This is a genomic window from Haloplanus sp. (genome assembly GCF_028275055.1).
Classification (GTDB): Archaea; Halobacteriota; Halobacteria; order Halobacteriales; family Haloferacaceae; genus Haloplanus.
Genome location: NZ_JAQCNJ010000039.1, coordinates 49,960 through 63,616 on the forward strand (window position 1 = coordinate 49,960; position 13,657 = coordinate 63,616).

Sequence of the window (13,657 nt, forward strand, 5' to 3'; positions counted from 1 at the left end):
CCGCCTTCGCCTTTGCCATCGACTCCGTTTCCCGGTCAGGACTCCTCGAGTGCGTCGGTCAGCCCCCACTCCTCGGCGCGGGTTCGGGCCTCCTCCCGGGCTTGTTCGCGGATGGCCTCGATCTGTGACTCGTCGTCCAGAAACGACTCCACCGCGTCGGTGTCGTCGCCTCCCAACCGGTCCTCGGGCGCGGCGTCGCGGGTTCGCGTCACCAGGTCGCGGTCGTCGGTGAGTCGTTCCGCCGGCAGCCCGGGCGAGACCCGGAGTCCGTCGGCCTCGTGTGCGGCCGCGAGCGCCGATCGGTCGAGTTCGTAGAGGTCGACGCTGTACGGGCCCGGTCCCCGGACGTCTTCGAGGGCGTCGGCGCCACCCCGGTCGCTCGTGGTGCAGTACGCCAGCACCGGCACCCCCTCGGTGAAGGTGATGACGCCCCGCGTCTCATCGCCCAGTAGCACCGCGTCCTGGGGTTCGACGACGGCGTACCCAGTGAGCCGTCGCTCCAGTGCGGTCGCGAGTGTCACCCCGAGATCGCCGACAACCCGTGACCGGAGCAGGTCGCCGTCGGGAATCTTCATACGTCGTCCGGGACGACCGCGCTCCGAAAACGGTCGGCGACGGTCCCGCTCGCCCCGTCGCGAACGCTGAGACGACTCGCCGCCTCGCGAAATGCCCGCGACGCCGGCGAGTCCGGCGCGTGGGCGAGCAAGGGTTCACCCGCCGCCCGGGCGCTTCGGGCGTCGTCGCTCTCCGGGACCACGCCAAGCGTCTCGCCGCCGAAGTAACGCTCCGCCCGATCGATGACCCGGTCGATCCCCCCGTCGTCGCGGACACGATTGAACAGCGTCCCCGCCGTCTCAGTGCCGTACGACCGGGCGTACTCCTGTACCTTCAGGCCGTCCGAGAGCGCCGGGATCGTCGGTTGGAGAACGACAACCGTTCGATCGGCAAGCACGACCGGCAGGACCGCGCTTTTCGATCCGAGGGCGGCCGGCGAGTCCAACAAGAGTACGTCGGCGTCGGCGGCTAACGTCGCCACCACGTCCCGGAGTCGTTCGGGGTCGGCGGCTTGGAACGCCGCCAAACTCGTTCCACAGGGGACGACCCGCATGCCGAACCGGTCGTAGACGGCGTCGTCGACGGTCGCGTCCGCACCTTCGACCAGCAGGTCGTGAAGCGTCACCGTCGCGTCGTTGAGGCCGGCGTGAAAGAGCAGGTTCGCCATCCCGGTGTCGGCGTCGACGACCGTCACGTCGTGGTCCTCGGCGAGGGCCATCCCCAGCGCGAGCGTACTCGTCGTTTTTCCCGTGCCACCCTTGCCGCTCGCTACGGCGAACGCCTCGACCATCGCCGACGGGTTACGGGCCGGCGGTGTTAAGGGTTCCCTTGGCCCAACCGTTTTACCGATCTACCCCCTCCCAGGGGTATGCCATCCTCCTCGGCCGCGTTTCGGGAGCTTCTGGACGGACTCGATCCCGACGCGTTCGCCGCGTTCGTCGCGGCCCTGTACGAGGCCCGCGGCCGGGAAACCGACCGTGTCGACGGCGATATTCTCGTCTCCGACGGCGAACGAACCCGGCGCTTCGCCGTCCGGCACGACACGCCCCCGTCGACCGCCGTGGGCGACATCGACGCCGACGCCATCGTCGTCCCGACCGCGGCGGGCGACACCGACACAGACGCCGCCGCCGACGTTATCGACGCCACCCGCCTCAGACGGATGTCGCTGTACGCCGTCGACGACCCCGACCGAACGCGCCTGTTCCAGCGGTTTTTCGGCGTCGACACCGCCGATGTCGGCGTGGCCGACCCGTCCCCGGGCGACCGCGGCGCGAGCGACGACCCGGTGTCGTCGGGGTCGGACGTTGACTCCACGCGGTCGGTCGCGGACGATTCCTTTTCGTCTCAGTCCTCGCCACAGTCGGCGCCGACGACCGCCGGCCGAGCGGAGGGGGCCGGGCCGTCCGCCGAGCCCCTGAGCGACGACCCCGAGGCAAACGGTCCGAACCGCCTCCCCGCTCGCGGCCTCCTCCCGGTTGTGGGCGTTCTCCTGTCGGTCGTCGCTGTTACACTCGCCGTCGGTCCGGGACTGGCGGGGCTGGGATTCCCGTCGGTGGCCGACGGTGGTCCCGCCGGCGACGCCGCCGCGAACGACACGATGGCCACCGCCACGCCGACCACCGCCACGCCGACCGGCGGTCCGGCGGGGGCGTCGAGCCGCGACCCGCCGTCCACCCCCTCCGATATCGAGGGTTCAGCGGACGGAGCAGAAGGACCGTACCCACCCGGTGTCGACGCGGACGGCATCGAGAACGCCTCGGTGCTCGCGGCGGCCCACGAGGCGACGCTCTCCGGGCGTTCCTACCGGCTCTCGGTTGTCGACCGCGAGTTCCTCAGCGGGCAACCGACCGCCGCCGCGTGGGAGCAAACGGTGGTCGAAGGCCCGACCCGGTATCGCTCCACCGTCGAGGTGGCTGGAACGTTCCAGCGGCAACCGCGGGCCGTCGCCGACGCGACGGCGTACGCGGACGGGACCGAGCGGTTCGTCCGCCTGACAAACCGGACGGACGAAACCGGGACGATCCGGTTTGTCGACCGGCGGCCCGATGACAACGCCACCGCCGGCGGCCCCGGATGGCGCCGTACCGCGCTCACCCGCGACGACGATCCGTTCGCGACCCGGACCGCGGCGTATCTGCGGCGGACGCTTGACGCGGAGAACTCGGCGTTGCTCGGGGCGTACGAACGCAACGGGACGCGGTACGTCTGGATCGAATTCCGTCGCCAGCCACCGAACGGTGCTCTCACCGTCGGGAGCCTCCTCGTCGACGAACGCGGCCTCGTCCACGAACTCCACTACGAGTACGCGTACGTCCCCGTCGGGGAGTCCCCGGTCCGAACGACGACCACCGTCCGGATCACGAGGGGAAACGTCACTGTCTCCCCGCCGTCGTGGCGCTGACCGCCTACGCGTCGCCGAGTCCGACGACATCGAGGGCAACCCTCGAAACGAGATCAGCCGCGCGGTCGTACGGCGACGGGTCGTCGACCGCCGCGTCCGGCCGTTCGGTTCCGCCATACGCCGCGTCGACGACCGCCTCACGCGCCGGACGGTTCGCGAACAGGCCGTGGAGGTACGTCCCGAACACCTCGCCTCGGGTCGCCCCGAGTTCGGGCCCATCCCGGCCGTCGGGGGCAACGAAGGGCGTGTCGACCCGACCGACCGCTCGCGTTTCGCCGGCGTGGATCTCGTAGCCGTCGACTGTCGCCGAGACGCCGGCGAGCGGTCCACCGCCGTCGAGGGTCCACGTCGCCGGTTCGACCCGCTTGTCGGCCGAGAACCGGGTCACGACGGGGAGCAGTCCCAGTCCCGAAACCGCTTCGGCGTCGCCGGTGCCCTCGACCGACGCCCTTTCGATCCGCTCGCCGAGAAACTGGTAGCCGCCACAGAGCCCGACGACCGGCCCGTCGAACGTCCGAAGCCGTTCGCCGAGCCCCGCCTCGCTGGCGGCGCGCAGGTCGTCCACGGTGTTTTTTGTCCCCGGGAGAACCACCGCGTCGGCCGCTTGGCCTCCGGGACCGACGGTCCGAAGATCCGCGGAAAGTGGCGCGTACACGACGCGAACGCCGGGGACGCGAGCAAGCGGTTCGAGATCGGTCGCGTTCGAGAGGTGAGGAAGCCGCGGGACCGCGACCGTGGCCGTTCGCTCAGCGTCGACGCCGTCGTCGCCCCCGACGAGGCCGCGGTCGCCCCGCGCCGGCAGGGCGACGCTGTCCTCCTCGGGGAGCCCCGGATCGTCGTAGGGGAGAACCGCGAGGACGGGGACGCCCATCCGCTCCTCGACGGCGTCGACCCCGTCCGCGAGCAGCGACCGGTCGCCGCGGAACTTCGTGATCACGACCCCCGCGACCCGTTCTCTGAGGTCGTCGGGGAGCAGGTCGAGGGTGCCGACGATGGCGGCGAAGACACCCCCCCGTTCGACGTCCGCGACGAGCACGATATCCGCGTCGGAGAGCCGCGCCGCCTCAACGTTCGAGAGGTCGCGGTGGTGGAGGTTGATCTCGGCGATCGACCCGGCCCCCTCGGCGACGACCACGTCGGCGTCGGCCGCGAGGCGGTCGTGAGCGGCCCGGACCGCGCCGCGGGCCTCGTCCCACCACTCCTCGTAGTAGGCGTCGGCGGCGACGTTCGCCCGGGCCTCGCCGTCGATCACGAGTTGGGACTCGCCGTCACCCCGCGGTTTCAACAGGACGGGGTTGTGGTCCGTCGTCGGCCGGACGCCGGCGGCGCGGGCCTGCGCGTACTGTGAGACACCGATTTCGCCGAACCCCTCGCCGTTGGCCTGCGGGACCGCGCGGGCGTTGTTCGACATGTTCTGGGCCTTGAACGGCGCGACGTCGTACCCCGCCTCGGCCAGACGACGACAGAGCCCCGCCGCGACCGTCGACTTGCCGACGTGACTCGCCGTTCCCGCGATCAGAAGGGTGCGGGCGTCGCTCACGGCCACACCCGTCGTGACGCCGCCTCGGTTGCGTTCGGCCGGGCTGTGGCCGTGGTTGGCGTCGGCGTCGCGGTCGATCCCGCGGGGTCGGGGTCGGGACTTTTCCCCCCTCGATCGGCCCACGCCGGTCGCGTCACCGTCACCGGCTCCGTCATCACCCGAATCGTCACAACCACCCGAACCGACGGCTCGCCGACCGGTCTCGACGCCCGCCGGATGGTCCGCACCAAGCCACGCTCGTCGACCCGGGCCTCGCCCGTCACGTTTCTCGATCCGGGCCATGGGTCACCGTCTATGCCGATCCGGACCTCCGCCCGGCCGTCACGGGTCTCGTGCCCGACGACGCGGGACTCCTCGACACCGAGATACCAGCGGACGTACCGCTGCGACCGGTCGACGATACGGTTCGGGGTGGTCGTCTCCCGTGTCGTCACCCGGACGAACTGGGCGCTTTCCGGTGTGTCGCGCCCCTCGATGGGCCGGACGTACAACGCCGTCCCGTTCGCGTACACGGACTCCTCCGCGACAAGCGGTGAGGCGTGCCCGACCGTGCCGACGACCCGGACGCTCGACCGGTAGTGATCGGACGACTCGACCGCGACACGCTCCTCGGCGACGCCGCGAAGCCGACCGTCGACGTACTCCCGGTGAAGGATATGGATCCGGTAGGAACGCCCAGAGAGCGCCTCGGCGTGTGCGCCGGCGACCGAGACCGCACTCGTGACGCCCGCCGCATCGATTCCCGGCGGGAAGGGGGCCCGGCCTGTCCCGTCGTTCCCGGTGCCCGCCGCGTCCGTCCCGTCGCCGACGGCCGTCGTGTTCGCCCCGGTTGTGTCGGTGTCGGTGTCGGTACCAGCGGCACCCGCCGGTGCGAACGCCGGCCCGGCCGCCGCCGCGATGCTCCCGATCACGAGCGCCACCGCGGCCCCGACAAGAAGGGTGCGCCGGGACCACCGGCCGTCCCGCCTGCCGCCGGTCGGGTCGTCGTCTCCGTCGCTCCCGCCGGTCACAGACGGGCCGGCGTCGGCTCCGCCGGCCGGCCCTCCGCCCGCAACCGCCGTCTCCCGGGACGCCGTCTCCGTGCTGCCGGGCGCACCGCCGCCCACGTCCCCGTTCCCGTCCCCGTTCCCGTCCCCGTCGCCGTTCCCGTCGCCGGACACGTCCGTCCCGGCCGACGCGCAGTCGGGCGGTTGGTCCGCCGGCGCGGCCGTCACCCTTGAGCCGCCGTCACCGCCGCCAAACCACGGATCGCCGGGGCCGCAGTCGCGGTCGAAAAAGCGCCGACACACCCGCTCCCGGCCGGCCGAATCGAGTGCATAAACCAGTAGCTCACGCAGTTCGGCGGCGGTCAGTGGGTCCCCGTTGTCCCGCGTCGCGACGGTGGCCTCGTCGGCCGTCGCCACGAACCGGTGTGGGTGGACGGATCCACCTCCCGGCGGCGTCGCCACCACCCTGTGGCCCTCCCGCGTCACCGCCCACCCGCGGGCCTCGTACACGGCGGCGATAAACGCCGCCCGTTCGTCCCGGGAGAGGGAGGCGAGGCGGTCGGCGAACGCGTCGCCGGTCATACCCTCAGATACGGGCGGGCGCGCAAAACCCTTCGGTCGGCGGTCGGACTCAGAACTCCGTCCCCTTTCGCGCCCGCTGGCCGGCGTCGATCGGGTGGCGCTCCTTCCGCACCTCGCTCACTAGGTCGGCCACGTCGGTCAGGTAGGACGGGTGTTCGTGGCCGCCGGTACAGACGAGTTCCAGGTCGTCGGGTTTTCGCTCGACGAGGTCGACCACGTCCGCGGGGTCGATCAGGCCGCGGTTGGCGGCGTAGAGCACCTCGTCTAAGATCAGCATGTGGACGCCGTTCTCGGGATCACCGTCGAGATCGATGGGATCGGAGCGGTCGGCGTCCGCGGCGGCGTCGATCAGGTCGCGGGCCCGCTCCAACCCGCCTTTCGCCTTTGCGGCGTGGTCGTCGTCGTCGCTCCCGTCTGCGAAGCCGTGCCAGCCGTAGTGACCGGTGTGTTCGTAACTGAACCCGGCCACCTGCTCGATGGCGGCGTACTCGCCACGGACGTCCTCGACGCTCGCCGCGCCGCCTTTCATGAACTGGAGGAGGTGGACCCGGTAGCCGTGGCCGGCGGCCCGAAACCCCATCCCGAGGGCGGCGGTGGTCTTTCCCTTCCCGTTACCCCACCACACCTGCACGAGGCCGAACTCCTCGGGGACACGCCCCTCGACCGGCCGTGGAGTGTCGCTCATCGTCCCGATTCGGCTCGGAGCGGTATTCAATGGTCCGGTGTGAGCGCCGAGGTGGCCGCCCGGTCGTCGGTGACGACGCCCGCGCCGGCCCGCGCGTTCGCCGCGGCGTCGATTCCCTCGTCGCCGTACCGCGACGCCAGCCCCGCGACGAGGGCGTCGCGAACGCAGGCGCGGGCGGCCCCCCCAACGTCGGTCGCGCTCCCCGAAAACCGGACCGGCTCGCCGGCCGGGTCACAGGCCGCGACGACCGCGTCGGTCGTTGTCCCTGGGACACCGGTCAGTGCGAGCAACGTCGCCGCCTTTGCCTCCGCGGCGACCGTCAGCAGGTTCGCCAGCGCACCCGACGGCAGCGCCCGCGTCGTCCCGACGACCACGTTGACCGTGCCGGCGTAGGAGGCACCACCGCCGTCGTTGTCGCCGCCGCTCCCCGTCCACCCACTGACGGGAAGCGCCGCGGGGTTCGACACGCCGGCCGTGACGACCGCTTCGACGGAACCGAGTCGCGCCCGCCGGGCGTGGTGTTGTTCGACGCCGGTCAACAACGCCGGGCCGCGGGCGTCGGGATCGAACCCCGCCTCGGTGAGTCGGTCGGCGACGTACGCGTCGAGGTCCGTTCGGGACCAACCTTCCGGGACGGTGCAGTTGTAGGCCGCCGGCGCGACGCTTTTCCCGCCGTCGAACCCCGTCGAGAGCCACCGCGTGCCCGGGCGACCGAGGCGACAGACGCCCGCCCGCACCTCGGCGTCGAAGACCGGAGTCGCGGTCATAGGTCCAACAGCGCGTCGAGGAGGCGGTCGTTCTCCGCCGGGCGGCGCACGGCGACCCGGACGTGGTCGTCGAGCCCCCGGAACGTGGTGGCGTCGCGGACCGCGATGCCCGCCCGCCGGACGTCGGCGACGAGGGCTTTTACCTCCATCTCGGTCTCCAACAGTAGAAACGGCGCCTCGGAGGGATAGACGTCGAACGGCCCGTCGAGAGCGTCGCGCATGCGGTGGCGCTCGCGCCGGACCCTCTCCCGCGTCTCGGCGACGAACGTTGTCTGCCGGAGACAGTAGGTCCCCACCGCGGCGGCGGGCGCGGATAGCCCCCACGCCGGTCGTGCGGTGTCGAGACGGTCGCGCAGGCCGTCGGTCGCGGCCGCAAACCCCATCCGGAGCCCCGGAAGGCCGAACATCTTCGTCAGCGACCGCACGACGACGACGCCGGGTTCGCCCGCGAGCGTCGGCCGGTCGGTGAAATCGAGAAAGGCCTCGTCGACGACGAGGAGGGTGTCGGCGGCCCGACACGCCTCGGCGTACGACACGAGGTCGGCTCGTGGGTACGCGTCGCCTGTCGGGTTGTTTGGGTTGCAGACAACGACGGCCTCGTACCCCGCCGGATCGGTTTCGAGGAGGCGGTCGTGGTCGACGAACGTCGGTTCCGCCCCTTGGAGACCGACCTCGCGAGCGTACTCGCCGAAGCTCGGCTTCGGGAGGAGAACGCCGTCGCCGGTGTCAAGCGTCACCTCGAAGGCGAGACGGAGCGCGCCGATGCCGCCGGCCGTCGGCACGACCGACTGCGGCTCACACCCCAGATACTCGCCGGCTGCGACACAGTACTCGGGGTAGTCGTCGTCGGGATACCGCGTGGCAGCCAGGTCGGCGGCGTCGGCGACGCCGTTCGGTCGTTCGGGATTCGTGTTGGCGCTGAAATCGAGCACCGAGGGATCAGACGCCCCCCCGTGGGGGATGCGGTTCACCTCGGGAACGGCGTCAGGGTCCATCGGCAGAGCCCACGCGTTCTACCACCTCAAGCGTTCCGTCCCCGAGGCCGTCGAGAACGCCGGCCCGTTCCGCGAGCAGGAGCGCACCACCCATCCCCGCACCCTCCTTGGCTTCGCCGGCGGCGTACCGCGAGAGGGTGTCGGCCCGCTTCTCGAATCCGGGGTCGGTGACGACCGCCTTGCAGTCGAGAGCGGCCGCTACACCCCGAACATCGGCGTTCCCGGCGACGTACGTCGTCGACGCGACCGTCAGGGGGTTGGCGACGCCCGCGTGGCGAACCAGTGCGGCGGCGGCGAGCATCTGTGTCCCGCCGCCGAGCACCACGTCCGTCCCCGATTCGAGCGCGCCGGCGGCCAGTCCGCCCACGACCGCGAGCACCGGGTCGCCAAGAAAACGGACGGCGAGTTCCGGCCGGTAGGCCGCCCCGCCGGGGTCGAGGTCGCTTGCGGTGAACGCCGCCGTGACGACCTCCCGTTTCAGGTCGACCGGGTTCTCCGGCAGCGACGATGAGGTGTCGATATCGACGCCGAGGGCCCGGCAGACCCCGAGAGCCGTCGTCGTCCCGCCGGGGATCGTCTCGCCGATCACGAGTTCGTCGTCGGGGAGGTCCCGCCCGAACTCGCGGGCGGCAACCCACGCCCCCGGCGCGGTCGGCACGGGGTCGGCCTCGCGGATGTCACGGCCCGGTTTCGCGCCAACGTCCACCGTCGCCGCCCCGGTCGGTTCGGCGAGACCGGCGTCGACGACGAGCGTCTCGAAGCCAACCCGCTCCTGGACCGCGCGGGTGACCGCCGCAGGTGTCGGACACCCTGTCGGACTCACGGGGACGACCGGCGAACGAACCAACCGGCCGTACTCGATCAGTTCGGCGTCCGCGCTCGGGGTGTGGGCCATGGCCTTGCGGTCGGCCCCGGCGGCGCTGATCCCGTCGATCCGGGCCGTCTCGGTCGTGCCCGCGACGAGAACGAACCGGGTCACGCGAGCGCCTCCGCGACCTGCAGATCGGACGGACGATTCACGTTCACCGCGAGTCGTGGGTCCTCGACAACGTGTATCTCGTCGCCGGCTCCGTCGACGACGTTGCAGCCGGTCGGGGCGAGGGTCCGTCCCTCGCGGTCGAGCGTCGTGTCGACGCTCACGCCGAGCCGGCGTTTCAGCGCGACCGGGACCGCCGCCGTGAGCGAGTCGTCGTCCGTCGCTCCATGTCCGTCGAGAACGATGTCGACAACCGGCGCGGCGAGCAAAGGTAGGTCGGCGGCGACGGTCAGCGCCGGCCGGCCGACACGGTCCAACGCGGCGGTCAGATCGGCGACGTACCCCTCGCCGGACGTCTCGACGACGGGCACGCCGGCCGCCCGGAGGTGGTCGCGTGTCGCCGGGGTGTGCGGTGAAACGACCGCGTGGACGGCTCCGACCCGACTCGCGTCGAGAGCGGCACGAACCCGGTCGACCATGGGGACGTCACCCACCGCGACGAGTGGCTTCTCCACCTCGGCGTCGAGTCTGGTTCCTCGCCCGCCACACATCACCAGAGCGTCCATGTGACCACCCCCGCGTGGAGCGCGGCGATCCGCCCGAGTTCGTTCGCCGCGCCGAGGGTATCACCCGTAACGCCCCCGAACGCCCGCGTCGCCCACCGACCGACGAGGACGGCGACCGCCGGCCCGGTGAGCAGCGTCACGGCGAGTGCCGGCGCGGCGCCGGTCGGCGCGGCGAGCGCTACGGGAAGGGCGGCGGCGACGACCGGGAGAAGCGATGCAGGCCCGACCTCGCCGACGACGGCCGACCCCAGCCCCTCGTGGCCGGGCGTGCCAAGCGCCGCAAGCCCCGCCATCCCCGTCTTGGCGCTCACCTCCGCCGCGAGAACGAGGCGGATGGCGGCCCGTGGGCCCGCGCCGGCGACCCCGAGACCGGCGAGTGTGAGGGCAACGAGTGCCACCCCGACCGCGAGCGCCCCGCCGACACCGACTCCCGGATCCTCCAACGCCTCGCGCCGGTCGACCGCCGTCCCGTGGACCGCGGCGGCGTCGCCCAGATCAGCCAGCCCGTCGACGTGTGTGATGCCGGTGACGAGATACAGTGTCGCGAGATAACACGTCACGACCGTCGGTACGGGCACTGGGAGGGTGTGAGGGAGTGCGGCGAGAACGCCGACGACGTACCCGGCGACGACAAAGGCGACCGGCGTCCGTCGGAAGGCGTTCCACGCCCGTTCACCGCCGCCGACGGGGAGCCGCGTCAGAAAGGCAAGCGCCCCCCGAACCGCGGTCAACACGCCGCGATCACCCCCGCCGCGGCCAGCCCGAACGCCAGCCACCCGGCCCGGGAGACGACAGTGATCCCCCGGTCGGCATCGGCCCGCGTCGGCAGGTCGGGCCCCCCGTCGAGCACGTAGGCCCCGGGCTTTCCCAACCGCACCCCCAGCCCGGCCGCGAGCGTCGCCATGGGCCACCCGGAGTTCGGCGACGACGGCTCGTGGGCGGCCCGCCGTGCGCGAACCACCGCGCCGGGCTTGCCTCCGGAGACGGCAAGCAGGCACGCGCTCACGCGGGCGGGCAACCACATGATGAGATCATCGAGGCGTGCGGGGGCCCAGCCCATCGGCTCCGACCGGTAGCCAAAGATCGAATCCAGCGTGTTGACTGTCTTGATCGCCGCGGCCGCGGCCGCGCCCGCCGCGACCGAGACGGGCGCGAGAAGGGCGAACCCGGCGAGCGGCGCGACGAGGCCGTCGGCAAGGTTCTCGGCGGCGCTCTCGACGGCCGCGCTCCGAACCTCGCCGCCGGACAGATCGGTCGCGTCCCGCCCTGCAAGCGAGCGGAGACGCTCCCGGGCGGCCGGAAGGTCCGCCTCGCTCGCGGCGACGACGGCCCACGCCTCGTCGACGAGCATCCGCCGACTGGTCGAGACGAAACAGACGAGGCCGGCGACGACGGCCCCCCCGACCGGTGACGCCGCGGCGACGACGGCGACGACCCCGGCGGCGACGGCGGCGACGAAAAGCGGGACCGAGAGCGCCGCGACGACGCCGGCGAACCGGGGATATCTCCACGCGCGGTCGAGCGTGCCGATCCCTCGGCCCAGCCACGCTACGGGGTGGAGCTTCGTCGGCGGTTCGGCGACCAGTCGGTCGAGTCCGGCCGCGAGAACGACGGCGACAACGGGTGTCACGAGTCGACCTCCAACCGGTCACTCAAGACGGCTAAGGGGGTTTCGGTCACGTCGACGAACCGGCCGCCGAGGGACTCGATCCCGCCGTCGGCCGTCGGATCGTCACCGACGTGGATCAGCGCCGAGGGCTCGACACCGAGGCCGGCGGCGACCGTCTCGAAGGGGCGCGGATGGGGCTTGCGGAAGCCACAGGCGGCGCTCGTGACAACGGTGTCGAACGCCCCTCTGAGGTCGGCACGGACGAGGGTTCGGGGGACGAGTTCCGGCACGCTACAGTTCGAACACAGACCCACGGGACCGCGGTCACGCGCGGCGGCGAGGGCGGCCTCGACCCCGTCCGTGCGTCTCACATCGGGATCGAACGCGGCGACGACGGCGTGTCTGACGACGGTGTCGGACGCCGCAACGCCGCGGCTCCGGAGCGCGGCGGCGGCGTGTGCCGGGAGCGGTAGCTCCGCGCCGTCGGGCGTGTCGAGATGAGGGGTTCGGTACGCCGTCGCCCATCCCTCGGGGACGGCGACGCCGCGGTCACGAAGCTCTCCGGCGACGGCGGCGGCCGGGTCGTCCGGCGTCGACGCCGTCACGAGCGTCCCAAACAGGTCGAAGGAGACGGCGGTCACGGGTTGGTGGAGGGTCGGTGTGGAGACACTTCACCGTCGCGGTCGATACGGTTCGTCCGACCGCACACATAGGATGGGGGCGACGCTGGCTGTGGCGTGGCCGCCGTCCGACTGTTCGCGCTTACCGCGCCCGCCAACGCCGCCGACCGGTTCCCGGCCGGGCGCACACTCGCCGCGTCACCGCAGGGCTGGACTTCCCCGGCGCCGACGGTGTCGACGCCGATGCCGTCTACACTGAACCGTTCAGTGTGTGAACACCGACGTGATACGAACCTCGTTTTCAGGCGGCGCATGGTCCGGGACGCCGACGCCGCGTGCGGACTCATCGGTCGGCCGTTCGGCGGCCGAACGCATCCGCTCGACACGGAGCGACGACGCCTCGCCGATGGCGACAGACAGACGTCAGACACGCACGAAGGTTTGATATAAGAGGCGAACGTGGATGACAAACGATGAGTAAGATCACGTTCCGCGCAGAGGACGACCTCGTTCGGCGCTTGGAGGAGTTCGACGGCTCCAAAAGCGAGGTGATGCGCGACGCACTGCGCGCCTACCTCGACGGCGCGGACCGTGAGCGGTCATCGTCGGACCGGAACGTGGAGGCGCTGCTCGCCGAACACGCGTTTGCACAACGCGAGCCACCCGAGATCAACGTAAACGTCACGCTGGACGGTCACAACTCCGAGCCGTCCGACGTATCCGTCGAACGCGACGCCGAGTCGGCAGCGCACAAGACGCGGTCCAAAAACGCGGGTGAAGACGCGGATACACGGGATAACACGTGTTCCCAGTGTGGCGAAAAAACGCCCGAAGAGCACGTTTACTGCCCGAACTGTGGTGAGAAATCGTCCCACCGGGTGTTCTGCGATTGCGGCGACGAGATCCGATCCGACTGGGCGTTCTGCCCCAGCTGTGGTCGACGCACCCCTGCGGCCGACGTGTTGGATCGGCGCAAACAGTCCTGAGCGCTGTGTAAACAACGGAACCGGGTGTCTGTCTTACACCTGCCGTCAATTTTATATAGTATTGGGATGTTGTTGTGTTTGTGTAAGACGGTCGTCTTACAGACTGACCGACATCGGTGGTGTCCAACCGTCGTCTGTCGGTTTCGGCGTGTAAGACACAAAACGGGGATGGTCCCTACCCGTCTTACCGGGGGATGCAACAATGGAGCGTGTGACACTACGAATTCCGAAACAGCAGATCGAGGAGGTCGAACAGATGGTGGAGACGGGAGAGTTCCCGAATCGGAGCGAAGCCATCCGATCGGCTGTCCGCGAGATGCTTAACGAGCAAAGCGAGTCCAGTGACGACAACCGCAAGCGCAACCGCAGTTGGGCGAAGGTGTAGA

15 protein-coding genes are annotated in these 13,657 nt (G+C 71.1%); 3 read left to right on the forward strand and 12 right to left on the reverse strand.

Annotated elements, in window-relative coordinates; genetic code table 11:
• Positions 1–35 precede the first annotated feature (35 nt).
• Positions 36–575, reverse strand: a complete 540-nt coding sequence (locus tag Q0925_RS05230) for a hypothetical protein (protein WP_299332501.1) — start codon at positions 573–575, stop codon at positions 36–38.
• On the reverse strand, positions 572–1,345 hold the full coding sequence (locus Q0925_RS05235) for an AAA family ATPase (protein WP_299332502.1): 774 nt from the start codon (positions 1,343–1,345) through the stop codon (positions 572–574). Before Q0925_RS05235 ends, Q0925_RS05230 begins: the two co-directional genes overlap by 4 nt.
• Positions 1,346–1,423: 78 nt before the next feature.
• On the opposite strand from Q0925_RS05235, the gene Q0925_RS05240 reads away from it, so the two are divergent.
• A complete protein-coding gene (locus Q0925_RS05240) occupies positions 1,424–2,959 on the forward strand; it encodes a hypothetical protein (protein ID WP_299332503.1) in 1,536 nt (511 codons plus the stop codon).
• A gap of 4 nt (positions 2,960–2,963) precedes the next feature.
• Here Q0925_RS05240 and Q0925_RS05245 read toward each other — a convergent pair whose 3' ends face one another.
• From Q0925_RS05245 to Q0925_RS05290, 10 genes are read right to left on the reverse strand one after another with little or no spacing between them, the layout of a single operon-like run.
• Positions 2,964–4,499, reverse strand: coding sequence for a cobyric acid synthase (locus tag Q0925_RS05245; protein ID WP_349254390.1), 1,536 nt, complete (start codon positions 4,497–4,499; stop codon positions 2,964–2,966).
• Positions 4,496–6,067, reverse strand: a complete 1,572-nt coding sequence (locus tag Q0925_RS05250; protein ID WP_299332505.1) for a hypothetical protein — start codon at positions 6,065–6,067, stop codon at positions 4,496–4,498. The genes Q0925_RS05245 and Q0925_RS05250 overlap by 4 nt, the downstream gene beginning before the upstream one ends.
• Before the next feature lie 49 nt (positions 6,068–6,116).
• Positions 6,117–6,752 (reverse strand): cob(I)yrinic acid a,c-diamide adenosyltransferase, encoded by a 636-nt coding sequence (locus Q0925_RS05255; protein WP_299332506.1) that lies wholly within the window; start codon positions 6,750–6,752, stop codon positions 6,117–6,119.
• A gap of 26 nt (positions 6,753–6,778) precedes the next feature.
• Positions 6,779–7,519 (reverse strand): adenosylcobinamide amidohydrolase, encoded by a 741-nt coding sequence (locus Q0925_RS05260; RefSeq protein ID WP_299332508.1) that lies wholly within the window; start codon positions 7,517–7,519, stop codon positions 6,779–6,781.
• Positions 7,516–8,514 (reverse strand): threonine-phosphate decarboxylase CobD, encoded by a 999-nt coding sequence (cobD, locus tag Q0925_RS05265; protein WP_299332510.1) that lies wholly within the window; start codon positions 8,512–8,514, stop codon positions 7,516–7,518. The genes Q0925_RS05260 and cobD overlap by 4 nt, the downstream gene beginning before the upstream one ends.
• The gene (locus tag Q0925_RS05270; protein ID WP_299332511.1) at positions 8,504–9,493 is read right to left on the reverse strand and encodes a nicotinate-nucleotide--dimethylbenzimidazole phosphoribosyltransferase; all 990 of its coding nucleotides are present in this window, start codon (positions 9,491–9,493) and stop codon (positions 8,504–8,506) included. Before Q0925_RS05270 ends, cobD begins: the two co-directional genes overlap by 11 nt.
• Positions 9,490–10,056: an NTP transferase domain-containing protein gene (locus Q0925_RS05275; protein WP_299332512.1), complete on the reverse strand. Its 567-nt coding sequence runs from the start codon at positions 10,054–10,056 to the stop codon at positions 9,490–9,492. Before Q0925_RS05275 ends, Q0925_RS05270 begins: the two co-directional genes overlap by 4 nt.
• Positions 10,041–10,790: an adenosylcobinamide-GDP ribazoletransferase gene (gene cobS / locus Q0925_RS05280; RefSeq protein WP_299332513.1), complete on the reverse strand. Its 750-nt coding sequence runs from the start codon at positions 10,788–10,790 to the stop codon at positions 10,041–10,043. Before cobS ends, Q0925_RS05275 begins: the two co-directional genes overlap by 16 nt.
• On the reverse strand, positions 10,784–11,686 hold the full coding sequence (cbiB, locus tag Q0925_RS05285; protein ID WP_299332515.1) for an adenosylcobinamide-phosphate synthase CbiB: 903 nt from the start codon (positions 11,684–11,686) through the stop codon (positions 10,784–10,786). The genes cobS and cbiB overlap by 7 nt, the downstream gene beginning before the upstream one ends.
• Positions 11,683–12,306, reverse strand: coding sequence for an HAD family hydrolase (locus tag Q0925_RS05290; protein ID WP_299332517.1), 624 nt, complete (start codon positions 12,304–12,306; stop codon positions 11,683–11,685). Before Q0925_RS05290 ends, cbiB begins: the two co-directional genes overlap by 4 nt.
• 452 nt (positions 12,307–12,758) lie before the next feature.
• On the opposite strand from Q0925_RS05290, the gene Q0925_RS05295 reads away from it, so the two are divergent.
• Positions 12,759–13,271, forward strand: a complete 513-nt coding sequence (locus tag Q0925_RS05295; RefSeq protein WP_299332519.1) for a double zinc ribbon domain-containing protein — start codon at positions 12,759–12,761, stop codon at positions 13,269–13,271.
• Between the two features lie 202 nt (positions 13,272–13,473).
• Positions 13,474–13,656: a ribbon-helix-helix domain-containing protein gene (locus Q0925_RS05300; RefSeq protein WP_299332520.1), complete on the forward strand. Its 183-nt coding sequence runs from the start codon at positions 13,474–13,476 to the stop codon at positions 13,654–13,656.
• Position 13,657: the final 1 nt, after the last annotated feature.

Bases quoted from the DNA above. Each gene is read 5' to 3' on its own strand.
- Q0925_RS05230 (WP_299332501.1), bottom strand. From the start codon at position 575: ATGAAGATTCCCGACGGCGACCTGCTCCGGTCACGGGTTGTCGGCGAT.
- Q0925_RS05235 (WP_299332502.1), bottom strand. From the start codon at position 1,345: ATGGTCGAGGCGTTCGCCGTAGCGAGCGGCAAGGGTGGCACGGGAAAA.
- Q0925_RS05240 (WP_299332503.1), top strand. From the start codon at position 1,424: ATGCCATCCTCCTCGGCCGCGTTTCGGGAGCTTCTGGACGGACTCGAT.
- Q0925_RS05250 (WP_299332505.1), bottom strand. From the start codon at position 6,067: ATGACCGGCGACGCGTTCGCCGACCGCCTCGCCTCCCTCTCCCGGGAC.
- Q0925_RS05255 (WP_299332506.1), bottom strand. From the start codon at position 6,752: ATGAGCGACACTCCACGGCCGGTCGAGGGGCGTGTCCCCGAGGAGTTC.
- Q0925_RS05260 (WP_299332508.1), bottom strand. From the start codon at position 7,519: ATGACCGCGACTCCGGTCTTCGACGCCGAGGTGCGGGCGGGCGTCTGT.
- cobD (WP_299332510.1), bottom strand. From the start codon at position 8,514: ATGGACCCTGACGCCGTTCCCGAGGTGAACCGCATCCCCCACGGGGGG.
- Q0925_RS05275 (WP_299332512.1), bottom strand. From the start codon at position 10,056: ATGGACGCTCTGGTGATGTGTGGCGGGCGAGGAACCAGACTCGACGCC.
- Q0925_RS05295 (WP_299332519.1), top strand. From the start codon at position 12,759: ATGAGTAAGATCACGTTCCGCGCAGAGGACGACCTCGTTCGGCGCTTG.
- Q0925_RS05300 (WP_299332520.1), top strand. From the start codon at position 13,474: ATGGAGCGTGTGACACTACGAATTCCGAAACAGCAGATCGAGGAGGTC.